Here is a 22,915-nt window from a genome sequence, read left to right as displayed (position 1 = left end):
ATATCATTCCCACTAATTGGGGTCAGTCCATTCTTTCTAAACGTCGTTTCTTGCTCTTTTTTATTCTATTACAAAGTCCATTAATGCATGATTCATTTCTGAATATATATCTGCTGTTCGCCATTCTCTTTTGTAACCTAAACAAGGACATAAAAAGGTTATATTATTTTCTACTAAAGATTTACGAAAATGAACATGTCCCATAATACTGTATTTAATCGGAAACTGCTGATATAATCGGTCGAAATCTGATGTACCTATAAATGCATTGAAAAAATCAAAAATACGATGAGGGGTAGGTACTACAAATTTAGAATGTGTTACAATATGTGTCATTAAAATAATTTGTTTATCTTGAAGTTGCTCCAATTCTTGTTTAACATGCTCAGCCGCCTTTTTAGATAAAATAGTATCATCTTCATCCCAATCGATTTTCACTTTATCTTGCCAAGTGGCCCCATAATATTTTCCTTTTTTTAATCGAGTTTCTTCAAACTTTTTATCAGCGTAACTGTAATCATACCAAGCAGTATGGCCTACAATAGCCCAATTATCATTAATTACATATGGATGATCCAACAAACACTCTGGCTTTGTTCTATAAAAATCATAAATATCTTGAGATGTCGTTTCATCCTCTACTTTCCAATAATCATGATTTCCTGGAACAAATAATATAGGAATATGTAAAGTAGTTTTTAAATCTTTAATAAATTGATAGCTATCTTTAAAATAATTCGAAATATCTCCTGCAATTAATAGTAAGTCAATCTCTCTATGTTGTACGACTTTAATCAATGTTTCTAGATATACAATTGACTTTAGTTTAGGATGTCTATCTATATGTAGATCAGAAATCGCTCCGATTCTCATTCCTCTACTCCTCTAATACATTTTTAAATTTATCTATTATGCCATAGATTATTATAAACATAAATTATTCTGTTTTTCATAGTTGTATACACATATTTGTTTTTTTGAAAATTGAGAGTATAATAAAATTAACTTTTAACAAAGTTACATATTTAACAAAATTTAGAAATTGTATACCCAGCGTCAAATTTTAGATGAATTGATAGCTATAAATAAAGTTACCAATGAAATTGCCACGCAATTACGTGAAAATATTAACTATAATGAAATTGTACTTGCCAATGAATTAAATCATTAATATGTAGAAAGAACTCGAGAGACCAGTATCTTTCGAGTTCTTTTTATACTCTCCTACTTTTGTAATTTATAAGGAACCATCGCTAAAATCACATTTTTTTGATAGAATAAATGCATTTTTAATCGCAAGCTCGTTTGATTGTGTAAAAAGTTATGCCATGGTTTTTTAGGAATAAATTCAGTGACAACCACTGTGATGACATAGTTTTGATCATTCGCTTTTTTATTAATTTTATCGATAAATCGAGAAATTGGACGAATAACACTGCGATATTCTGAGTGTAACGTCACCAGTCTAATATCTGGATATTGTTTATTCCATTTTTCAATAAATAATTTATCAGTTTGATCTCCGAAAGATACATGTACCGCAATCACATCATCTGCAATCATATGTGCATAATAAATAGATTTATTTAATGCTGTAGTAATCGTATTGACAGGTACAATCGCTAGATTTTTATCAACTACTGGCATATCTTGAACAATTTTAGTTGTGCTAAGTTGCTCAGCAATATCCTTGTAATGTCTATTAATACGCGTAAATATATATACAACAATGGGTAAAAAGATTAAGATTGGCCATACTTGGCTAAATTTCGTAATTAAGAAAATCATAAATACGATAAAAGTAATAGTCCCCCCTACAGCATTTGCAATAAGTTTAGTAGACCATCCTTTTTCACGACCACGAATCCATTTTAAAACCATTCCATATTGAGCTAGTGTAAATGGAATAAACACACCTACTGCGTATAAAGGAATAAGATTTTCAGTTTTACCATGGAAAAAGATAATAAGCAACATTGCACAAATGCCTAAAGTAATAATTGAATTTGAATAACCTAAACGGTCTCCTCTTACGTTAAACATACGTGGCATATATTTATCTTTTGACATACTTGCAGCTAACATTGGAAAAGCTGTGAATCCAGTATTAGCAGCAAGGACAAGAATCATGACAGTCGTTACTTGTACAAAATAATATCCTACATTATGCCCTAAAATATTCATTGCAAGTTGAGATAATACAGTTGTTTCAGCCTGTGGCATAATACCATACCAATATGCTAATCCCACAATACCTACAAGTAAGAAAGCTAATATCATTCCCATAGTAATTAACGTTTTAACTGCATTTTTAGATCCAGGATCTTTAAAGTTTGTTACTGCATTCGAAATGGCTTCTACACCTGTTAGAGATGATGCACCTGAAGAAAATGCTTTAAGTAATAAAAATAATGTGACACCTGGCACTGCTGTTCCTACTGTCGCATGCATATGAGGCTCTGCTTGTCCTGTCGCTACTTTCCATGTTCCAATAACAATCATGACTATTAATCCAATTATAAATAAATAAACTGGATAAGAGAGCACAGTTGCTGACTCTGTTAAACCACGTAAATTCATTATTAGAATAAATAGTACTAATAAACATGCAATGAATACTTTATGGTGATATAAAGCTGGAAATGCTGCAACAAAGGCATCTGCACCTGATGAAATACTTACTGCGACAGTTAAAATATAGTCTACTAATAAAGAACCACCTGCAAGTAACCCCCATTTTTCTCCTAAATTGGTTTTAGAAACCATATACGCTCCTCCGCCTTTAGGATAAGCATATATAATTTGACGATATGATAGAATCAATGCCGTAAGTAGCACTAAAACAGCGGCTGCAATAGGCAATGTATACCAAGATGCAATCGCTCCAACCACAGACAAAGTAATTAAAATCTGTTCTGGACCATATGCTACTGAAGATAATGCGTCAGAAGATAAAATTGCTAAAGCCTTAAAGTTACTTATTTTTTCATTTTTTAAGTCTCTATTTTTTTTGGGCTTACCAATAATAAGTCTTTTAAATTGAGTGAACATAATCCATCCTTACCTCTTTTTTATATTCAATTTTAATGGATAAAATATACTCCCTTTTGGTGAAAAAGTATACATTTCCCCGGAAATAATATAGTATAAATTACTTTTTAAGTAACTTTTTACAATTATATTTTTAGGATATTCCTTTTTTATTAGTTATCAAGAGGTGTCAACAGTATTTAATACTTGTACAGAGCGGTTTCAATTTAAACTTGCTATACTACTTTTAGAGGTTTAAGTTTAGGGAGTATTAAGTAATAAGGAAGTAATGAAAAATGAGAAAAGAATTTATCATGATTGGGATGATTTTATTAGTAGGAATCATTATTCTTTCCATAGCTATTAAATTAAAACCTAGTTATCCAATATTTAGTCCATCGTCACAAAGTGATATCGATAAAATGATTGTTAATAAAATGAAAGACGATCATATTCCAGGAATGTCCGTTCTTATTGTAAAAAATAATAAGACGATTCTTAATAAAGGCTATGGTTTTTCAAATATTAAAAAGAAATCTAAAGTCACACCACATACGCGTTTTGAAATTGCTTCAAATACCAAAGCATTTACTGGTTATGCCATTATGCAACTTGTTGAGGCACATAAAATCAATCTCAATGATAAAATCAGTCATTATATTCCAGGTTTCTATATGAAATATAATCATAAAAAAGTAGATATCACAGTAGATCAATTGATTGCTCAAACAAGTGGTATTTCAGGAGACATCACAAATGATGATAAAATCACAAAAGACACAAACAGTCTAGAAGGCCTTGTTCATAGTATCAAAGGACGTAATTTAGATGCTAAACCAGGAAAGCAATTTGAGTATTCCAACATGAATTATGATATTTTAGGTTTGATTGTTCAAAAGGCTTCACATCAATCATATGCGAATTATTTAAGCACACATCTTTTCACACCATTACATATGACACAATCAACTGTAAAAGAAAGTAATATGAAAAAGAACAATGACGCTCAAGGGTACGTAATAAAAAAAGGAAAAGCTTATGCTGATAGTCCCGAATTTAATTTAGGAGATAATCCATCTGCTTATATGATGACGAACACGAAAGATTTAGCCTCTTGGTTGAAGTTTCAACTTAGTCCGCCAAAAAAGGTAGCATCATTAGTTCAACTAACGCATCAACCTAAAGTTAAAGCAATAGATAATTCTCAAGACGTTCACTATGCAGCAGGTTGGTTTATTGATGATAATCATTCAGAAACCATTGTATATCATCCTGGTACACTTGAAAACTTCTCTTCATATATTATTTTAAATCCAAAAAAAGACTATGGCATTGTAGTTCTTGCTAATAGCTATTCAAAAAATGTAGCCGAGCTTGCACAGCATCTCAGTACACAAATGAGTAATGGTCAACATATTAAAACATTACAATATCTTATTAATCAGTGGAATATCGTGTTTATCATCATCACTATTATTTTACTGATAGCTGTAGCAAGTGTTTTTCTAATCATTTATCGTTTAATTTTTAAATCTAAGTCTATTTATTTTAAAACGATGTCTCGTGGATTACTCATTAAAATAAGTATGATGATGTTAACTTTTACACTTATTTTAGCGATACTCTACTTACTTCCACCACTTTTATTATCAAATTCTGATTGGCGTTTTATGATGTCATGGTTACCATTACAAGCGAAAATAACATTATTTAGCTTCGTTTTGTTACTGACAAGTCTATGGAGTTATTTTATCCTAAAAATGATCACGCTATCTAAACGATCAATATAGGCTATTCAAACATGAATGTCTTCTTTTCTTTATTATTATGTTAAGCTTATATCACTAAGACTAAGATTATTAAAGACCAGTGTATAGGAGTTTAAATATGAAAAAGAAATGGTTCTTATTACCAATGGCCTTAATAATGCTTGCAGGCTGTGACTATTCTCATAAAGAACAACAACACGGCCTGTTTTATACTGTATTTGTAAAACCAATGGATGCTTTACTCCATGTTTTAGGACATGCATTCAATGAAAATTATGGTTTAGCTATTATCGTCATTGTATTTATATTGCGTTTAATACTGATGCCACTCATGTGTATTCAAGTAAAAAACATTCATGTTATCCGTGGCAAAACTGATGTCGTAAAACCAGAAATTAATAAAATCCAAGAAAAAATTAAAGACGCTCAATCGCCCGAAGAACGACGTGCAGCAAATAAATTATTAATGAAAAAATATAATGAGTATGGAATCAATCCTTTTAAAAATTTAATTGGTACATTTCCAATTTTAATTCAAATTCCAATTCTTCTCGGGCTATATACGTCAATTAAATATCCAACAAGTGGTGGTATTACTCAGCATCCTCATTTTTTATGGTTTAATTTAATGCATACTGATATCATTATGACCATCATTGCAGCTGTGATGTATTTTATACAACCTCTTGTCAACTCAATCCATTATCCCAAAAATGAACGTCGCTCTTATTATGTCATGATGGTTTTATCTCCTTTATTTATTACTTATGCATCATTACATTCAGCATCAGCGTTAAGTTTATATTGGGCTATAAGCGCAACTTTTTTAATTATTCAAATGTATTTCGCTCATAGTCATTATGCGAAAGTGGGTAAAATTGAGGGAGAAAAATTAAGACAACACATAGAAACAAAGCGTCAAACTACTTCTGAAATATCTTCAAGCACTTCTAACCATTGATGCGAGCAATTATATAAAAAAGGAAGAGCGTGATGCTTACGCTCTTCCTTTTTATTTATCGATGACTATTTCGTATTAAATCAATCGTATTCATCCAAACAATATGACCTAATAATTCTGAAATATGCTCTTCTTTAGGTAAATCTTTAACTTGTGGTGTTAGGTTTAATTTAGGCAGTATATATTCATGAAAAGCAATATGAATCAAAATACCGAAGAATGTCCCTCTTAATGTCGTCACTTTTGGGCACTTTTCAGCAAGTAATCCATATACCATAGCATTTGCAATTGAAAAGCCATAATGAATGCCCATGACAGTTATAGGTATATCGTTCTCGTTATAATGGTACGTAGCATGTTTAACATTGTCAGGTAAATTCAATTTATGCAGTAATGTCATCGGTGGTGGTTCTTCTTCACGTTGTGGCGTTCTAGGAGGGATGAGTGCTTCCCATCCCATTTTAACTGCGCCACTTAATAATCCGCCAATAACGCCCGTCATGATAACTCTTTTCGTTGATTGTTTCATTAGTTTCACAACTCCTTATCTCACTATATATTCTATTTACCCTTAATGATTAGAAATTAAAAAGTGAGTTCATCACTTTTAACTCACTTTTTACACTCTATTTACTTAGCTTGACGTTGCTCTTCTTTGGCATGTACCATATTCGCTACAAATTGATTAATTGGCGCATTGATATGATGTTCTGAGCCTAAGCGAGCTACTGCTCCGTTAATATAATCAATTTCAGTACGTCGATTATGATTAATCAAATCTTGATACATTGATGGGAAATGTGGACCTACTTTATCATTTAAATCGATAAGATAATGATAGACCTCATCTGCATTTAAATGTACATCATCAACAGTAGCAACTTCTACTATCTCTTTAGTAATGTCATATACAAGTTTTCTTGCGTATTCACTTTCATTTAATGTTGACAAACGACATTCTAAAATTGTACATAGCGCATTGGCTGTACCATTTACACAAATCTTCTTCCAAATAGATTGTTGCAAGTCTTCACTTTTATGTGGATTAAGCTTTGCTTGTTCTAATAGATTATATATCACTTCAACATGATTCTGTCCCTCTGGCACAAGAGAACCTATCTCTACTGGACCACTACCCATTAAATGAGTATGTCCAGGTGAATCTAAACCAGCTGTCCATGTAGTTACACCACGAACAATACGTGATTTATCTATATAATTTACAATACGTTCTTCATGTTTTAGACCATTCATTGTACAAACCATAATTGTTGTATCATGAATATGTGGCTGGATCTGTGTTAACATGCGCTCAAGTTGCATAGCTTTTGTAAATAAAAATACAATATCAAATTGAAGATCACTTGGTATTTCTGTATCTTGATACATCGGAATGTTTAAATGATAGTCTTCTCCATTTATATCAATATGTAAACCTTCATGTTTTACAGCTGTTGCTTGTGGCTCCCAGCCATCAATGAGTGTAACATCATTACCTTGGCGATATAACATCGCACCGAAACCACTTCCCAACGCTCCTGAACCAGCAATTGCTATTTTCATAACATTCGACTCCTTCTTTTAATATTATTTTTAAAATACTACTTTAATAAAGTATCGTCAATAATATAAACAGAATATTCAAAAAATTTGATAAAATTAGACCTTTTTTATTTTTCAATAATTGACGTAGAAGTCATTATCACACTTTATAAGTACTCATTATTATGTTTATATTCAATAAAAAAATCTGAGGTACGCTATTCGCACCTCAGATTTAAATTGTATGAATATCCAGTTTTAATTAAGCACGTTTAGTTTTACTTGGAATTAAGAAGAAAATGACAAAGAAAGCAGTTAAAACGATGATGGCATTAAAGAGTCCGCCCGCCAAACCACCAAGTTCTAAATTCATTTTCGCTGCACAAACACCATAAATCGTACTTGATAAAGCTACACCAAATGCATTTCCTAATGATGAAGCCATTTTATACAATCCAGAGGCAACCCCCACTTTATCATCTGGGGCTTGATCAACTGCTGTATCTGTAGAGGGTGTTGCATACATACCAAGCCCAATACCAAATAGTAGGTAACCAATAATACTTGAAATAATATAAAACAAATTAGGTAAGAAGGTTAATGATAAAAGTATTAACCCTAAAAATGTAAATCCACTACCTATAAGCAATGGCTTTTTAGCACCTAATTGTTGTAATAGTTTTTCACCTACACGAATCATTACAAGAACTGCTACTAAATAAGTGATAGAGATTAATCCTGCTTGTAATGAAGTAAACCCTAAATGACTTTGGTAATATGTATTTACTACGATGAGTGTACCACCCGCTACTCCATTTAACATGAAGTTTGAAAGTGTAGCACCACTATATCCTTTATTCTTAAATAAACTAAAATCCACAAGTGGGTTCTCAGTTTTAAGTTCACGAAGAACAAAGAATATACCAGCAATTAAAAACATTCCAAATAATGATAGAATGACGGGTGATAATAATCCACGATCAGAGGCTTGTGTTACCATCACATTGACACTTAATAATGTAATAACTAATAAAATTAAACCTATAACATCAAATTTTGAACCGCTGTTGTCTGTATCAGTATCTGATTCACTTTTTGTTTCTGGTGTGTGTCTAATTAAGAAAAATGAAAGTATCGACAAAGCAATAGAAATAATAAAAATCCATTGCCATCCTATGGTTGAAGCGACCAATCCACCGAACAATGAACATATTCCACTGCCGCCCCATGACCCAATAGACCAGAAACTTAATGCACGTTGTCTTTCTTTTCCTATGTAATATTCATTAATTATCGCAAGAGTTGATGGCATAATAAATGCACCTGATAAACCTTGCAAAGCACGTCCAATCAGTAATAACCATGGAACTGGCGTAATAATCAATAATAATGAACCAATGATATTTAAGCCTAGTCCCAAATAAGTCATTTTGACGCGACCAAATTTATCAGCAACATCTCCAGCACCTACAATAAACAAACCAGAAAATAAGGCAGATAAGCTCACTGCAATATTAATGATACCCAAATCGGTATTAAATGATGATTGTAGTGTTGGCACAATATTAAGTAACGATTGCGCAAACAACCAAAATGTTAATACACTAATAATAATTCCAACGAGTAACCGATTATCTCCCTTAAATTCTTTTGAAGACTCCATTATAAAAAAATTCCTCCTACTTTGCCCAAAAACTATATAATTTTAAACTACATTAAAATTTTATCATAGCTTACTATAATGGGATATAAAAAACTTTTTTCTTTTTAAATATTATTTTTCAAAATAAATTATCATTTAATATAAATTAAGTGCTAAGTATTTATAAATAAACATTTTAAACTATCCACTTTAAATTTTCCATACTATAATAAAAAGTGTAGTAAAAATTTTGAATTTTATTAATATACTTAATAGGTGCAAATATGTTTAATTTATTTATTTTATTACTTGAACGTGTGGGCTTAATTATTATTATTGCTTACATTTTAATGAATATTAGTCACTTCAAGACGATTATGAGTGCACGTGAAAAATTACGTGCTCAAATAGAACTCACCATCTTATTTTCATTATTCGCAATTATTTCTAACTTTACTGGGATTGAAATTGAGCATGACAAAATTATTTCTAGTAATATTTACTATCACCTAAATAACGAAACTTCACTTGCGAATACACGGGTGTTAACGATTGGAATGTCTGGTTTAATTGGTGGTCCTTTTGTGGCAATTATCGTTGGTATTATCTCAGGCTTGTCACGAATCATCATTGGTGGTGCAAATGCTTATACTTACTTATTTTCATCAGTCATCATTGCATTAATTTCTGGATTTTATGGATATCGCACCATGAGACATAATCGCTATCCAACTGTTTTAATAGGTGCAATGATCGGATTAATAAACGAAAGTATTCAGATGGCTTGTATTTTAGTTTTTGCTGATGATTTTTCTAATGCTTGGTCATTGGTAAAATTTATTGCTTTACCGATGATATTAATTAATAGTATTGGAACGGCGTTATTTTTATCTATTATTCTATCTACTTTAAAACAAGAAGAACAAACACGTGCAATTCAAACTCACGATGTCCTTGAATTAGCAAACAAAACACTACCTTATTTCCGTTCAGGATTAAATGAAAAATCAGCTCGTCCTGTAGCTGAAATTATACTGAGGCTAATGAAAGTATCTGCTGTAGCAATTACCAATAAAACCGATATTTTAACACACGTAGGTGCGGGTAGCGATCATCATGTCGCTAAAAAAGAAATCATTACTAATTTATCTAAAGAAGTCATACGCACAGGTCAATTAAAAGAAGCCAATTCAAAAGAGGACATTGGATGTAATAATCCGAATTGTCCGCTTCGAGAAGCTATCGTTGTACCCTTAATGACGCATGGAAACGTCGCAGGTACTTTAAAATTTTATTTTACAGACTATAACCATATTACGACATCAACTAAACAACTTGCTCGAGGTTTAGCAGATATTTTTTCAAGCCAATTAGAACTGGGACTTGCCGAAACGCAAAGTAAATTATTACGAGATGCTGAAATTAAGTCTCTACAAGCTCAAGTTAATCCACACTTTTTCTTTAATGCGATTAATACCATTTCAGCACTTGTACGTATTGATAGTGAAAAAGCACGCAAGTTACTTTTGCAATTGAGTCAATTTTTCAGATCAAATTTACAAGGTGCTCGTAATAGTACGATTACTTTAGAAAAAGAATTACAACAAGTCAGAGCATATTTATCATTAGAACAAGCACGTTTTCCAGATCGATTTACAATTAAATATCATATTGATGAAGCCTATAAACAAGTATTAATTCCGCCATTCATCATTCAAATTTTGGTGGAAAATGCAATTAAACACGCATTCAAACATCGTCGAAAAGATAACATCGTTTGTGTAGACGTTCAATACAAAGAAGCCTTATTAAAAATATCAGTTAGTGATAATGGACATGGTATAGCGCCTGAAAAATTACCCTCACTTGGACAAATCAGTGTGGCTTCAGAAACTGGAACTGGCAGTGCACTAGAAAACTTAAATCGCCGTCTCGTTGGTTTATATGGTTCTAATGCAAAGTTACACTTTGATACATCTGATCACGGAACAACAGTATCCTGTATGATTCCATATCATTTAATAAAGGAGGAACGTTAAATGAGGACACTTATTGTTGACGATGAGCCATTAGCACGTAATGAATTATATTACTTATTAAATGAAATATCTAGTTTCGAAATCATCGATGAAGCTGAAAATATTGAAGAAACTCTAGAAAAATTACTCTGTCATACCTATGATTTAGTGTTTTTAGATATTAATTTAATGGATGAAAATGGGATTGATTTAGCTCATAAAATTCGAAAAATGAAACAGCCCCCTTATATCATTTTTGCTACGGCACATGATACGTTTGCAGTAAAAGCATTTGAATTAGATGCAGTTGATTATATTTTAAAACCTTTTGAATTAGAACGGATTGAACAAGCAGTTCAAAAAGTAAAACGATTATTAAACGCTAAACAACAGATTCAAACATTTTCTGATCCTATTCACTCTCCACAATCACAAACGAGTACTTCTTCTTATAATAATCAAAGTGTACTTCCTATCGAAGTGGATGACCGTATTTATGTCATTAATTTAGACGATATTGTTGCGATTTCTGTGAACAACGGAATTTCTACTATTACGACTTTAAAAAAAACATATGAAACGACAGAACCACTCAATTATTATGAGAAGAAATTACCTAAGCAGTGGTTTATAAAAATTCATAGAGCTACTGTTATTAATAAGCAGTATATTGAAAGTGTCGAACACTGGTTTAATTATACGTATCAAGTGACAATGACAACGAATGTTAAATTTCAAGTTAGTCGTTCATTTATGAAATCATTCAAACAAGAAATTGGTCTTGTTTAATATCTATTCTAAATTAGCTTTTAACCTAACACTTCATATGATCAAGTGTTAGATTAAAAGCTTTTTTAATGACATCATAGTTCATTTATTGTTCTATAAACACGTTCTGATTTTCAACTGGAAAATACTGCAACTCACCTATTAATTTTCGTAACTCACATCTAAATCCAACTAAAGAAAGCGTTTTCATTTTATACTAACATCAAGAGAAAAGAAAAAGAGGGAGAGTATCAATATGGCGAAAAACAATTCAACTACCGCTAATACTCAGGAAAATAAGAAAGCAGGTAAAACTTACAATTTCTTTATCCAAGTATTAACTATTGTTGCTGTATTATTTGTTTCAAAAATTATTGAATCATTTATTCCGTTTCCAATGCCTGCATCGGTAATCGGACTCGTATTATTATTTATTTTATTAAGTTCAGGAGTCGTAAAATTACGTCAAGTAGAGGGTGTGGGAACCGCTCTAACAAATAATATCGGCTTCTTATTCGTACCAGCCGGTGTATCAGTTATTAATTCATTACCACTTTTAAGTCAACATCCAATTTTAATTATTCTATTAATTATCATTTCAACATTATTATTATTAGTCAGTGTGGGCTATGTATCACAGTTATTTGTAACAAAAACATTATTCCCTACTGAAGAACAAAATAAAAAAACACGACTTAAGGAGGAAAACTAATGGTTGATCACTTAGGTATTACAACACCTTATTTTGGTATTTTAGTCTCATTAATTCCATATATTATTGCACAATATTTCTATAAAAAAACAAATGGCTTTTTCTTACTGGCACCTTTATTTGTAGCGATGGTAGCAGGAATTGTCTTTTTAAAAGTAACAGGTATTAGTTACGATAACTATAAAATTGGTGGAGATATTATCAACTTCTTCTTAGAAGCTGCAACAATTAGTTTCGCGATTCCACTTTATAAAAAACGTCATGTACTTAGAAAGTATTGGTTACAAATTTTTGGTGGTATTGCTGTTGGTACGCTAGTTGCTTTAATCTTAATCTATTTAGTTGCAACATTATTCCACTTAGGTGATCAAATTAGTGCGTCTATGTTACCTCAAGCTGCAACAACTGCGATTGCCTTACCAGTATCTGACGGTATCGGTGGCGTAAAAGAATTAACATCATTAGCAGTTATCCTTAACGCTGTCGTTATTTCAGCATTAGGCGGCAAAATTGTAAAAATGTTTAAAATTTCAAATCCAATTGCACGTGGTTTAGCTCTTGGTACAAGTGGACACACACTTGGTGTTGCCGCTGCTAAAGAACTAGGAGAAACAGAAGAATCAATGGGAAGTATTGCAGTAGTGATTGTAGGTGTGATTATTGTTGTAATCGTACCACCACTTGCTTCACTATTATTCTAATTAAAAAAGCGTTGCTGACGAACTAAGTAACAACTTAGTCATCGTCTAAGCAACGCTTTTATTTTATCTTAAACTTTGTACTTGTTTACTAGAACGATGTGTGGGATCTAATTTTTTTTCTAATAAACGTAGACCAATATCAATTAAAATCGCAATTAATGCAATTGGAATCGCACCTGCAAGAATAAAGACTGTACCATCAGTAGAATTTGTTCCACGAATAATAATGTCTCCTAACGTCGGTGCACCAATAAATGAACCAATAGCAACAATTCCTATTGCTACAACAAGTGCAATACGAATACCACCGATTATCACAGATAGCGATAGTGGAAGTTCAATCATACGCATAACTTGGTTATTAGTCATTCCCATACCTTTACCTGCGTCTTTAATGTTGGAGTCAACTTCTGTAATACCTGTGTATGTGTTTTTAATGATCGGTAGCAAGGCATATAAAAATACTGCAAATACAACTGTTGATGGACCGAGTCCTAACGCCAACATAAGTATGGCAAGCATTGCAATGGCTGGCACGGTTTGAATAATATTAGCAATAGTAATCACTGGCCATGCTATTTTTGAATAACGTGCGATTAAAATACCAATTGGAATGCCAATAATACAAGCAAACAATACGCCATATATAGACATTAATAAATGTTTAAAAAAGAGTTCCATCAGATAGCCAAAATTCAAAGTGTAATATTCATAAAGTGAACTTAATACATTCCCTTTCACTATTATTGACCACCTTTCTTATCTTCAAAATAGTTATGTTTTTTAACAAATTCTTCTGCAATGACGGCTGGTTCTTTTCCTTGTCCATCTGCTTCATAATTCAGTTTTTGCATGTCTTTTGTACTTATTGTATTTTCTAATTTTGTTAAAACTTTATCAATCTCTGGATGTTCTTTAATTAATTCTTCTGTGGCTAACGGACTGCCATCATATGGTGGGAAAAAGTTACGATCATCTTTTAAGATTTTCAAATTATATGCCGCAATACGTCCGTCTGTGGAGTAACCAACAGCAATATCTAATTTTTTGTTTTTAAGTGCATCATACACTAAACCAATTTGCATTGGACGTGCACTTTTGAATTTAAAGCCATACTCTTTTTGGAAAGCTGGGTATCCATCTCCAGCGCGATTCATCCATTGCGTATCCATACCCAAGCGTAACTGATCTTTATATTTTTCTAAGTCTGATACTTTTTCTAAGTGATATTTATCAGCAGTTTCTTTTGTTACCATAAAAGCATACGTGTTTTCAAAGCCAAGTGAATTATAATATTTTTGATTATATTTCTTTTTAAATAATCGCTGTGACTCATCCATTGCTTTATTCGCATCTCTAGTTGGAGGTGCATCAAGTACACTGGTTAACTCTGTTCCTGTAAAACGCACCGCTGACATATTAGCATCGCCACGCATAAGGGCATTATGTTGAACAATACTAGAACCTAAATTTCCAATAATGATTGGTTTGATATCTCCATTTGTATAATGTTCAATCATTAATTTCTCAATATTTGCTACTATTTTAGTTTCACTACTTTCAGTCGCTGTAATTTTCACACTGTCTTTCGAATTACTGTCACCTAAGCCGGGTAGCCCGCATCCAGATAATACGATGAGAGACAATGCAAGAACGATAAATATATATTTAATATTTTTCATAGTTGTTCATTCCTCCCTTTTAAACTATCTAGATACTTTAAGGCCTTTAGGTACAGCCCATTTTTCGACTAAAGATAATAAAAAATCCACAATTAGTGCTAAACAAGTCACTAAAATTGTAGCACTAATAATCATTGGTGGTTCATAGAGTGTTAAACCATTAAATACTAAATCACCTAACCCCCCTGCACCAATATAACTCGCAAGTGTAGCCCAGCTAATGACATACACACTTGCAAGACGTATACCACTGATAATCAATGGTAAGGCAAGTGGTAATTCCACGTCTTTCATTAATTGAAGTTTTGTCATCCCCATACTTGTTCCTGCTTCAATAATGTTCTTATCAATATTTTGAACGCCTAATACTGTATTATTTAAGATAGGTAATAATACATAGATAAACAAAGCTACAATTGCTGGTGTCTTACCTACACCAAAAATTGGAATCATAAGCGCTAAAATGGCAAGTGTTGGTATCGTTTGAAGTACACCTGCAATAGTCAATACAACATTTGCCGTACGTTTTGTTTTTGATAATAAAATACCAATTGGTACAGCTACGACAATAGCGATAAATAACGAAATAATAGAAATATAGAAATGTTCTATCGTTTTCGATACGAGTTCATCTCCGTATTGTGCAAAAAAGTCTCTCATTAACGATCAACTCCTGTATCATCCGTATTATGGGTATGTTCTCTATCTGTTCCGTTCATAATATCTTCATGATAGCGCTGTGTATCTTGAGATATTGAACGTTGTTGCATTTCATTTTGACGTTCATTCTCTCGCTCAACTTCATTTGAATAGGTTTTAGAAGATTGACTCGTTTCATTATCTTCACCCCAAATAGAGTCATACACAATATCTACTAAGTTTGCTCGTGTAATCAGTCCAATTAATGTTTGATTATCATCTACTACAGGCACATTACGAACATTACGTTTTAAAATAGTTCGTACTGAATCTTGTAGTTTTGAATCGATATGTACTTTATAAACATCACGCTGCATCGTATCAATTAATTCTTTACCTTGACGTAATCCTTGGTTTATATCTTCAATATCTAAAAAACCTAAAAGACGATGTTTATTATTCACTACAAAAATAGTGTCTATACGATGTTTTCTCATAATATTGACTGCATCATTAAGAGAATCGTCAGCTTGAATAGTGATAGGTTTGATCATCGCATCTTCAACCGTTCTCATGTTTGGTCGATCTTGAATCAGTCTATTTTGTCCAATAAATTCTCTAACAAAATCATTTGCTGGATATCTTAAAATATTGTCCGGTGTATCATATTGAACAATTTGGCCTTTCGACATAATACAAATTTTATCTGCTAGCTTAATCGCTTCATCCATATCATGAGTTACAAAAATAAATGTTTTTCCTAACTTTTTTTGTAAATCTTTAACTAAATCTTGTAATGTATCTCTAGTTATAGGATCTAATGCACCGAACGGTTCGTCCATCAAAATAATATCTTGTTCTGCTGCAAGCGCTCTAACTACACCAATACGTTGTTGTTGTCCACCCGACAATTCAGACGGATAACGATCTAAGTAATCCTCAGGTAAATCGACTAATTTAATCAACTCTTTTGCTTTAGCATCTTTCTTTTCTTTAGACCATTTTAAAAGTTTTGGAACGAGCACAATGTTTTCTCTGATAGTCATGTGTGGCATTAACCCAATTTGTTGAATCACGTATCCAATGCTACGACGTAATTCTACTGGATTCATGCTACGTACATCTTTACCATTCATTTCAATTGAACCCTCTGTAGGTTCAATCATACGGTTAATCATTCTTAATGCTGTTGTTTTACCACTACCACTTGTTCCGATAAATGCAATAAATTCTCCAGATTCAATATTTAAAGAAATATTATCGACTGCTTTTTTATTTCCAGAATAAATTTTAGTAAGGTTCTTTATACTAAGCGTCATAAGATGTCCCCTTCTATCGTATTAATGATGAAAAACTTTAAATACAAAAAAGCCAAAGTATTCTATTTTTGATTGTCTCAATTAAGAACCATATGGCCATTGCGTAATAAAGTTTTAAAAAATTGAATTTTAATATAAATCGTCAAAATTCCACCACTTATATTTATATACCCTTTATATTTTTTTGAAACATTATTTTTACATAATAATTAATTTTTTTACCTAATTATTTTTTTAAGTTCTTAATTTTATCATTCGTTATATACAACTATTCTTTGTAAACAGTACATTCTAACCTTTTTATATTGTCAACAATTAAAATTCGTAAAATCGTCATTTTTTTCTAAATTGTTTAACAATTCATTTATATATATTTGAATTTCTGAGTTACTCGTATTAATCTATACTTGTAAAGTGTTTTTATTATGAAAGGGATGTTATATATCATGAAAGCAGCAGTATGGTATGGTCAAAAAGATGTTCGCGTTGAAGATCGTGAACCAAAAGAATTAAAAGATAACGAAGTAAAAGTTAAAGTATCTTGGGCTGGTATTTGTGGTACTGACTTACACGAATATTTAGAAGGCCCAGTATTTATTTCAACTGACAAACCTGATCCATTCTTAGGTCAAAAAGCTCCTGTAACTTTAGGACATGAATTCTCAGGTATCGTTGAAGAAGTGGGAAAAGACGTTACAAAATACAAAAAAGGCGACCGTGTCGTTGTAAACCCAACTGTTTCTGCACGTGAAAAAGAAGAAAATGTAGATTTATACGATGGTTATACATTCATTGGATTGGGTTCAGATGGTGGTTTCGCTGAATTTACTAATGCACCTGAAGACAATGTGTATCACTTACCTGAAAATGTGTCTGCTCAAGAAGGTGCATTAGTTGAACCAACAGCAGTAGCAGTGCAAGCTGTTAAAGAAGGTAACTTATTATTTGGTGATACAGTGGCTATCTTTGGTGCAGGTCCTATTGGTTTATTAACAGTCGTTGCAGCTAAAGCAGCTGGGGCTAGTAAAATCTTTGTATTCGATTTATCAGAAGAACGTTTAGCTAAAGCTAAAGAAGTAGGCGCTACTCACGTGGTAAACTCTGGTCATACTGATCCACTAGAATTCGTAAACGAACATACTGAAAACGGTGTAGATGTAACATTTGAAGTAGCTGGTGTTGGCGTAACATTAGCACAATCTGTAAAAGTGACACGTCCAAGAGGTAGTGTTGTTATTGTTTCAATCTTTGCACACGAAGTTAACTTTGATCCAATGTTATTAACAAACTCTGGTGTCAAATTAACTTCTACTATTGCTTATACACCAACTACATTCCAACAAACAATTGATTTAATCGCAAATGGTAGCTTAGATGTTAAGAGCGTTGTAACAGATAAAATTGAATTAGCTGACATCGTTGAATCAGGATTCAATCAATTAGTTAATGATAAATCACAAGCTAAAATCCTAGTTAAATTAAATGGTGACCAAAAATATTAATTAAATGTTTTAACCCTGTAATGAAGGAAAACTTCTTTACAGGGTTTTTTGTATTATTTCAAATCATACGATTCTATGCCTATCATCTATCTTTTTATTTATCACTCATTCCCTTCCTACATCGATTTCACTACACACTTTTTCATAACATTATCATCATTATATTTTAGAAAAAATCCAATAAACTACTTTTAATAATATTTTGAAATCTTTTAAATATTTAATTTGACTAATTAAATAATAAGCGTATAATTATAACGTGTTTTTTTATAAAAAATAAAATAAATTAAAAGGAGTATTTATGGGAAAGAATAAAAACGATAATAAAATTAGCTTAACGCAACTCGTGTTACTCGGTTTAGGTTCGTTAATTGGTTCTGGTTGGCTCTTTGGAGCTTGGGAAGCATCTTCAATCGCTGGACCAGCATCCATTCTCTCATGGGTCATAGGCTTCATAGTTATTGGAACGATTTCTTATAACTATATTGAAATAGGAACAATGTTTCCACAATCTGGTGGAATGAGTAACTATGCTCAATATACACATGGGTCATTACTTGGCTTTATTGCTGCATGGGCAAATTGGGTATCACTCGTAACGATTATTCCAATTGAAGCAGTATCAGCAGTCCAATATATCAGCTCTTGGCCTTGGGACTGGGCTAAACCAACTCAGGCATTGATGCATAATGGTTCTGTAAGTACAGTTGGTTTATTTGTTGTTTACATTATCATTATTGTCTTTTCATTATTAAATTATTGGTCTGTAAAATTATTAACATCTTTTACAAGTTTAATTTCTGTATTTAAATTAGGTGTACCAATCCTAACAATTATTATGTTAACGATCTCAGGGTTTGATTCAGGAAACTATGGTCATTCCTTGAATACATTTATGCCATATGGTAGTGCACCTATCTTTGCAGCAACAACAACATCAGGTATTATCTTCTCATTTAATGCATTCCAAACGATCATTAATATGGGCTCAGAAATTAAAAATCCTGAGAAAAACATTGCACGTGGTATCGCCATTTCACTAACATTAAGTGCAATTTTATATATTATATTACAAAGTACATTTATTACTTCAATGCCACAATCAATGATTCATTCACATGGTTGGCACGGTATTAACTTTAATTCACCATTTGCAGACATGGCAATTTTATTAAGTATTAATTGGTTAGCCATTTTACTTTATATTGAAGCCGTAGTATCTCCATTTGGTACTGGCGTATCATTTGTAGCCATTACTGGTCGTGTATTAAGCGCTATGGAAAAAAATGGCCATATTCCTAAATTCTTAGGAAAAATTAATTCAAAATATAATATTCCACGTGTTGCGATTGCATTTAATGCTGTCATGAGTATTATCATGGTAACGTTATTCCGTGATTGGGGCGTACTTGCAGCTGTTATTTCAACTGCCACATTAGTAGCCTATCTTACAGGTCCTACTACCGTTATTGCGTTACGTAAAATGGGACCTAAATTGCATCGTCCCTTCCGTGGTAAGTTATTAAAAATCATGGCACCTTTATCATTCGTATTAGCATCACTGGCAATTTATTGGGCAATGTGGCCTACTACAGCAGAAGTTATTTTAATTATTATTTTAGGTTTACCAATTTACTTCTTCTATGAATATAAAATGAATTGGAAAAATACTAAAAAACAAATTGGCGGTAGCTTATGGATCATTGTCTATCTTATTTTATTAGCTGCTATGTCATTTATAGGTAGTAAGGAATTTAAAGGTATGAACTGGATTCACTACCCATATGATTTTATTGTTATTATTGTGTTGTCACTCATTTTTTATAAAATTGGTTCTTCAAGTCACTTCAATAGTATTTACTTCAAACGTGCTAAGAAAATCAATAAAAAAATGAAAGATGGTTCACCAGAAGAAGCGGAAGCAGCTGCTAAAGGTAACGAATAATCATTCAAACGTCTGAAACAAGTTAGAGAATCCTCTCATCTTGCTTCAGACGTTTTTTTTAATGTTATATTAGATATAAGATACATATGGAGATGATACTGTTGACTTTAATTAAAACACATGGCGGAGATATTAAAGGCTATACTAAAAGGAAAATTAATTACTTTCTCGGGATTCCTTATGCTAATCAACCCATCAATGAGGATCGATTTAAACACTCTAAATGCTTAAAATCTTGGGATAAGACCATTGAAGCAACATCGTTTAAATCTATACCACCACAACCCTACAACAAACTCGAAACCTTCTTCTCATCACATTCTCAATTATTTAATCAAAGTGAAGACTGTTTATATTTAAATATTTGGTGTCAAAATAATCAATATAAAAATAAGCCTGTCATTATCTATTTTTATGGTGGTGGCTTTGTGAACGGACATGGTTCTCAGGAACTTTATACACCTGAACATATAGTTGCACAACATGATGTCATTGTCATTACTTTTAATTATCGTTTAGGTGCTTTAGGTTTTTTAGACTGGTCTTTCTTCAATAGCAATTATAATAAAAACAATGGTTTGTCTGATCAAATTAATGCACTCAAATGGGTACATACTTTTATTAAATATTTCGGTGGAGATTCAAACAATATAACATTAATGGGACAGTCTGCTGGTAGTATGAGTATTATGGCATTAATGCAACGACCAGAATTAGATAAATACTATCATCAAGTGATGTTATTAAGTGGAACGCTACGTCTTGATTCTCATTTATTAGGACAAAAGAAAGCAGCCCATTTTGCCTATCTGAAAGATACCTATTTTCCTAAAAAAAGAATGACTCATTTAACAACTTTAGAGATATTATCATTAATGTCTTATGATGAAGCATCACGCGGAAAATCAAAAGGTCTTGAATTGATTTATGCACCTATTCAAGAGTCAAACATGTCTCGTCTCCTTTCTCAATTTACTAAACCGGTTGTTATAGGTACTACGAAAGAGGAAGGCAATATCTATATTCGTAATGAATCTAGAAAATTATCACCTGAGCGCTTTGTGGAAGTCATGACATTAAATGATATACATCTTCATATTTCTCAAGCTCAAACTGGTAAAGACCAAGCCCGTATGGTGACAACGCATTATTTTGAAACACCAGCGATTTCATTTTTAAATAAACTTGAAAACAATCACCTTTGTTGGAAATTACGTTTTGATTGGTGCCTTTCTAATGTATCACCGTTTCAATCTGCTTATCATATTTTAGATTTAGTGTTTTGGTTTGGAAAATTAGAGATTTTAAAAGCGCATGGTATTAACTCATTAGAACATGAACGTCATCTCAGTAAACACATGATAGATGATTTAATCTATTTTGCGACATACCACACTATGCCGTGGCCATCTTATTCTCCTCAAACACCTTATTGTTATATATATAAATAAAAAGAAGCGGAACAATGAATTCAAAATGAATTCTGTTCCACTTCTTCCTTAATGTCTCATATAAGACATATTTTTTAAACTTAAAACAATAATAAGTCCCATAGCTCCAACCATCGCGCTCACAATCGTGACTGCTTGAACAGAGATATTTGAAACAACGAGTCCTCCAATAATGCCTCCAAATCCTATTCCCGCATTCAGACTCGACATATTCCAACTCATCACTTGACTCGTATCACCTTCAACGTGTTCAATCATACCACTTTGAATTGCTGGATTGGTACTCCACTGTACAATATTCCATATAAACAATCCAATTAATAATAGAGTAACAGTATGCAAAATAAGATTCATCATCAACATCATCACTATAAAAATAGAAAAAGCAATGATTAGCCAACGTTTACTGCCAAGTTTATCTGCTAATATGCCACCTAACGACGTACCAATCACTCCTGCAATCCCATTCACTAATAACGCCAATGATACAAATCCCATTTGATGACCATGATTCAAAATAAGAGGATTAATATAAACAAATGTCACAGAATTTGCTACTAAAATTAAAAAAGTAATCGCTAAATATTTGACTACCTCCACCGGTCTTAAAATTTTAGATGTATTTAACTGTGTGTTTGAAGTTGAACCCCATTGACGTTGAACTTGATTTAATTCTGATGTTGATGGTAAATACACCATCATCAGTACACCAGCTATCACACTCACAATAATAATAAATAAGAACGTAAATCTCCAACCTATTGCATCCCCAATCATCGTACCGATTGGGACGCCAAATACGTTAGCTCCACTAAATCCGGTATAAACGATACCAATCATTTTTCCTCTATTTTTAGGTATCGTTAACATCGCTGTTAAAGCTAAGACTTTAACGATAATGAGTGACGCTGCTGCTGAAGATAAGATACGTCCAATCACTAAAATAGTAAAGTTAGGCGCCATCGCAATCATTGCGTTTCCAATAATAAATGCAACGAGTGTCCATAATAAGACCGGTCGTGCTGCAAAGCGATTTGTAAGCTTAACAAGTATGGGGCCACAAATAGCGAATGTTAATGCATATAAAGTCACAAGCTGACCAATAATCGCTTCAGAGACACCGAGATCTTCACTCATTAAATTCATAATTCCTGCAACCATCATCTCAACCATACCGACGATAAACACACTAATAATGAAGGTTGCCACTCGCATGACAGACATGCATAGAACT

At 32.3% G+C, this 22,915-nt stretch carries 19 protein-coding genes and 1 pseudogene; 10 read left to right on the top strand and 10 right to left on the bottom strand.

Features of this window, described 5'->3' with window-relative positions; translation table 11 throughout:
* Positions 1 to 60: 60 nt before the first annotated feature.
* Entirely contained in the window at positions 61 to 873 is an 813-nt protein-coding gene (locus tag HMPREF3046_RS03940; protein WP_070716623.1) for a metallophosphoesterase, read from the bottom strand.
* 169 nt (positions 874 to 1,042) lie between these two features.
* On the opposite strand from HMPREF3046_RS03940, the pseudogene HMPREF3046_RS11485 reads away from it, so the two are divergent.
* Positions 1,043 to 1,171, top strand: a pseudogene (locus HMPREF3046_RS11485) (hypothetical protein); the annotation flags it as partial.
* A gap of 53 nt (positions 1,172 to 1,224) precedes the next feature.
* Here HMPREF3046_RS11485 and HMPREF3046_RS03935 read toward each other — a convergent pair.
* A complete protein-coding gene (locus tag HMPREF3046_RS03935; protein ID WP_070716621.1) occupies positions 1,225 to 3,051 on the bottom strand; it encodes an APC family permease in 1,827 nt (608 codons plus the stop codon).
* A gap of 275 nt (positions 3,052 to 3,326) precedes the next feature.
* Here HMPREF3046_RS03935 and HMPREF3046_RS03930 point away from each other — a divergent pair, with 275 nt between their 5' ends.
* Complete coding sequence (locus HMPREF3046_RS03930) at positions 3,327 to 4,820, top strand: serine hydrolase domain-containing protein (RefSeq protein ID WP_070716619.1); 1,494 nt, start codon at positions 3,327 to 3,329, stop codon at positions 4,818 to 4,820.
* Between the two features lie 97 nt (positions 4,821 to 4,917).
* Positions 4,918 to 5,760, top strand: a complete 843-nt coding sequence (gene yidC / locus HMPREF3046_RS03925; RefSeq protein ID WP_070716617.1) for a membrane protein insertase YidC — start codon at positions 4,918 to 4,920, stop codon at positions 5,758 to 5,760.
* A gap of 55 nt (positions 5,761 to 5,815) precedes the next feature.
* On the opposite strand, the gene HMPREF3046_RS03920 is transcribed toward yidC, so the two are convergent.
* From HMPREF3046_RS03920 to HMPREF3046_RS03910, 3 genes are all read right to left on the bottom strand, one after another.
* Complete coding sequence (locus HMPREF3046_RS03920; RefSeq protein WP_070716614.1) at positions 5,816 to 6,289, bottom strand: DUF1440 domain-containing protein; 474 nt, start codon at positions 6,287 to 6,289, stop codon at positions 5,816 to 5,818.
* A 101-nt stretch (positions 6,290 to 6,390) separates the two neighbouring features.
* A complete protein-coding gene (locus HMPREF3046_RS03915; RefSeq protein WP_070716613.1) occupies positions 6,391 to 7,323 on the bottom strand; it encodes a 2-dehydropantoate 2-reductase in 933 nt (310 codons plus the stop codon).
* Between the two features lie 241 nt (positions 7,324 to 7,564).
* Positions 7,565 to 8,965 (bottom strand): MFS transporter, encoded by a 1,401-nt coding sequence (locus tag HMPREF3046_RS03910; RefSeq protein WP_070716611.1) that lies wholly within the window; start codon positions 8,963 to 8,965, stop codon positions 7,565 to 7,567.
* Between the two features lie 263 nt (positions 8,966 to 9,228).
* Between HMPREF3046_RS03910 and HMPREF3046_RS03905 the strand changes: the two genes are divergently transcribed.
* From HMPREF3046_RS03905 to lrgB, 4 genes are all read left to right on the top strand, one after another.
* Positions 9,229 to 10,983, top strand: coding sequence for a sensor histidine kinase (locus HMPREF3046_RS03905; protein ID WP_070716609.1), 1,755 nt, complete (start codon positions 9,229 to 9,231; stop codon positions 10,981 to 10,983).
* The gene (locus tag HMPREF3046_RS03900; protein ID WP_070716607.1) at positions 10,984 to 11,751 is read left to right on the top strand and encodes a response regulator transcription factor LytR; all 768 of its coding nucleotides are present in this window, start codon (positions 10,984 to 10,986) and stop codon (positions 11,749 to 11,751) included.
* Positions 11,752 to 11,986: 235 nt separating this feature from the next.
* Positions 11,987 to 12,442 (top strand): antiholin-like murein hydrolase modulator LrgA, encoded by a 456-nt coding sequence (gene lrgA, locus HMPREF3046_RS03895; protein WP_070716606.1) that lies wholly within the window; start codon positions 11,987 to 11,989, stop codon positions 12,440 to 12,442.
* A complete protein-coding gene (gene lrgB, locus HMPREF3046_RS03890; RefSeq protein ID WP_048762187.1) occupies positions 12,442 to 13,143 on the top strand; it encodes an antiholin-like protein LrgB in 702 nt (233 codons plus the stop codon). The genes lrgA and lrgB overlap by 1 nt, the downstream gene beginning before the upstream one ends.
* Before the next feature lie 63 nt (positions 13,144 to 13,206).
* Here lrgB and HMPREF3046_RS03885 read toward each other — a convergent pair whose 3' ends face one another.
* Genes HMPREF3046_RS03885 through HMPREF3046_RS03870 form a run of 4 tightly spaced genes read right to left on the bottom strand, consistent with a single transcriptional unit; the run spans position 13,207 to position 16,783 of the window.
* Positions 13,207 to 13,884, bottom strand: a complete 678-nt coding sequence (locus tag HMPREF3046_RS03885; RefSeq protein WP_070716603.1) for an ABC transporter permease — start codon at positions 13,882 to 13,884, stop codon at positions 13,207 to 13,209.
* 2 nt (positions 13,885 to 13,886) lie between these two features.
* Positions 13,887 to 14,825, bottom strand: a complete 939-nt coding sequence (locus tag HMPREF3046_RS03880; RefSeq protein ID WP_070716600.1) for an osmoprotectant ABC transporter substrate-binding protein — start codon at positions 14,823 to 14,825, stop codon at positions 13,887 to 13,889.
* Positions 14,826 to 14,849: 24 nt separating this feature from the next.
* Positions 14,850 to 15,485 carry an ABC transporter permease gene (locus tag HMPREF3046_RS03875; RefSeq protein ID WP_070716597.1) on the bottom strand — a complete coding sequence of 212 codons (636 nt, stop codon included), beginning with the start codon at positions 15,483 to 15,485 and terminating at the stop codon, positions 14,850 to 14,852.
* Positions 15,485 to 16,783, bottom strand: coding sequence for a betaine/proline/choline family ABC transporter ATP-binding protein (locus HMPREF3046_RS03870; RefSeq protein WP_070716596.1), 1,299 nt, complete (start codon positions 16,781 to 16,783; stop codon positions 15,485 to 15,487). The genes HMPREF3046_RS03875 and HMPREF3046_RS03870 overlap by 1 nt, the downstream gene beginning before the upstream one ends.
* A 446-nt stretch (positions 16,784 to 17,229) precedes the next feature.
* Between HMPREF3046_RS03870 and HMPREF3046_RS03865 the strand changes: the two genes are divergently transcribed.
* The 3 genes from HMPREF3046_RS03865 to HMPREF3046_RS03855 all read left to right on the top strand — a co-directional run bounded on the left by HMPREF3046_RS03865 (position 17,230) and on the right by HMPREF3046_RS03855 (position 21,681).
* Positions 17,230 to 18,285: a 2,3-butanediol dehydrogenase gene (locus HMPREF3046_RS03865; protein ID WP_070716631.1), complete on the top strand. Its 1,056-nt coding sequence runs from the start codon at positions 17,230 to 17,232 to the stop codon at positions 18,283 to 18,285.
* Between the two features lie 301 nt (positions 18,286 to 18,586).
* Positions 18,587 to 20,230, top strand: coding sequence for an APC family permease (locus tag HMPREF3046_RS03860; RefSeq protein WP_070716594.1), 1,644 nt, complete (start codon positions 18,587 to 18,589; stop codon positions 20,228 to 20,230).
* A gap of 101 nt (positions 20,231 to 20,331) precedes the next feature.
* Complete coding sequence (locus tag HMPREF3046_RS03855; protein WP_070716592.1) at positions 20,332 to 21,681, top strand: carboxylesterase family protein; 1,350 nt, start codon at positions 20,332 to 20,334, stop codon at positions 21,679 to 21,681.
* 48 nt (positions 21,682 to 21,729) lie between these two features.
* Here the strand turns inward: HMPREF3046_RS03855 and HMPREF3046_RS03850 are convergent, their stop codons facing one another.
* Complete coding sequence (locus tag HMPREF3046_RS03850) at positions 21,730 to 22,905, bottom strand: MFS transporter (RefSeq protein WP_070716590.1); 1,176 nt, start codon at positions 22,903 to 22,905, stop codon at positions 21,730 to 21,732.
* Between the last annotated feature and the right edge of the window lie 10 nt (positions 22,906 to 22,915).

The organism is Staphylococcus sp. HMSC070D05, assembly GCF_001815595.1.
Taxonomy (GTDB): domain Bacteria; phylum Bacillota; class Bacilli; order Staphylococcales; family Staphylococcaceae; genus Staphylococcus; species Staphylococcus hominis.
This window is presented reverse-complemented; position numbering and strand designations above follow the sequence as displayed.

Bases quoted from the DNA above. Each gene is read 5' to 3' on its own strand.
- HMPREF3046_RS03910 (WP_070716611.1), bottom strand. From the start codon at position 8,965: ATGGAGTCTTCAAAAGAATTTAAGGGAGATAATCGGTTACTCGTTGGA.
- lrgB (WP_048762187.1), top strand. From the start codon at position 12,442: ATGGTTGATCACTTAGGTATTACAACACCTTATTTTGGTATTTTAGTC.
- HMPREF3046_RS03865 (WP_070716631.1), top strand. From the start codon at position 17,230: ATGAAAGCAGCAGTATGGTATGGTCAAAAAGATGTTCGCGTTGAAGAT.
- HMPREF3046_RS03875 (WP_070716597.1), bottom strand. From the start codon at position 15,485: ATGAGAGACTTTTTTGCACAATACGGAGATGAACTCGTATCGAAAACG.
- HMPREF3046_RS03940 (WP_070716623.1), bottom strand. From the start codon at position 873: ATGAGAATCGGAGCGATTTCTGATCTACATATAGATAGACATCCTAAA.
- HMPREF3046_RS03880 (WP_070716600.1), bottom strand. From the start codon at position 14,825: ATGAAAAATATTAAATATATATTTATCGTTCTTGCATTGTCTCTCATC.
- HMPREF3046_RS03935 (WP_070716621.1), bottom strand. From the start codon at position 3,051: ATGTTCACTCAATTTAAAAGACTTATTATTGGTAAGCCCAAAAAAAAT.
- HMPREF3046_RS03920 (WP_070716614.1), bottom strand. From the start codon at position 6,289: ATGAAACAATCAACGAAAAGAGTTATCATGACGGGCGTTATTGGCGGA.
- HMPREF3046_RS03905 (WP_070716609.1), top strand. From the start codon at position 9,229: ATGTTTAATTTATTTATTTTATTACTTGAACGTGTGGGCTTAATTATT.
- HMPREF3046_RS03930 (WP_070716619.1), top strand. From the start codon at position 3,327: ATGAGAAAAGAATTTATCATGATTGGGATGATTTTATTAGTAGGAATC.
- HMPREF3046_RS03900 (WP_070716607.1), top strand. From the start codon at position 10,984: ATGAGGACACTTATTGTTGACGATGAGCCATTAGCACGTAATGAATTA.
- lrgA (WP_070716606.1), top strand. From the start codon at position 11,987: ATGGCGAAAAACAATTCAACTACCGCTAATACTCAGGAAAATAAGAAA.
- HMPREF3046_RS03870 (WP_070716596.1), bottom strand. From the start codon at position 16,783: ATGACGCTTAGTATAAAGAACCTTACTAAAATTTATTCTGGAAATAAA.
- HMPREF3046_RS03850 (WP_070716590.1), bottom strand. From the start codon at position 22,905: ATGTCTGTCATGCGAGTGGCAACCTTCATTATTAGTGTGTTTATCGTC.
- yidC (WP_070716617.1), top strand. From the start codon at position 4,918: ATGAAAAAGAAATGGTTCTTATTACCAATGGCCTTAATAATGCTTGCA.
- HMPREF3046_RS03915 (WP_070716613.1), bottom strand. From the start codon at position 7,323: ATGAAAATAGCAATTGCTGGTTCAGGAGCGTTGGGAAGTGGTTTCGGT.
- HMPREF3046_RS03860 (WP_070716594.1), top strand. From the start codon at position 18,587: ATGGGAAAGAATAAAAACGATAATAAAATTAGCTTAACGCAACTCGTG.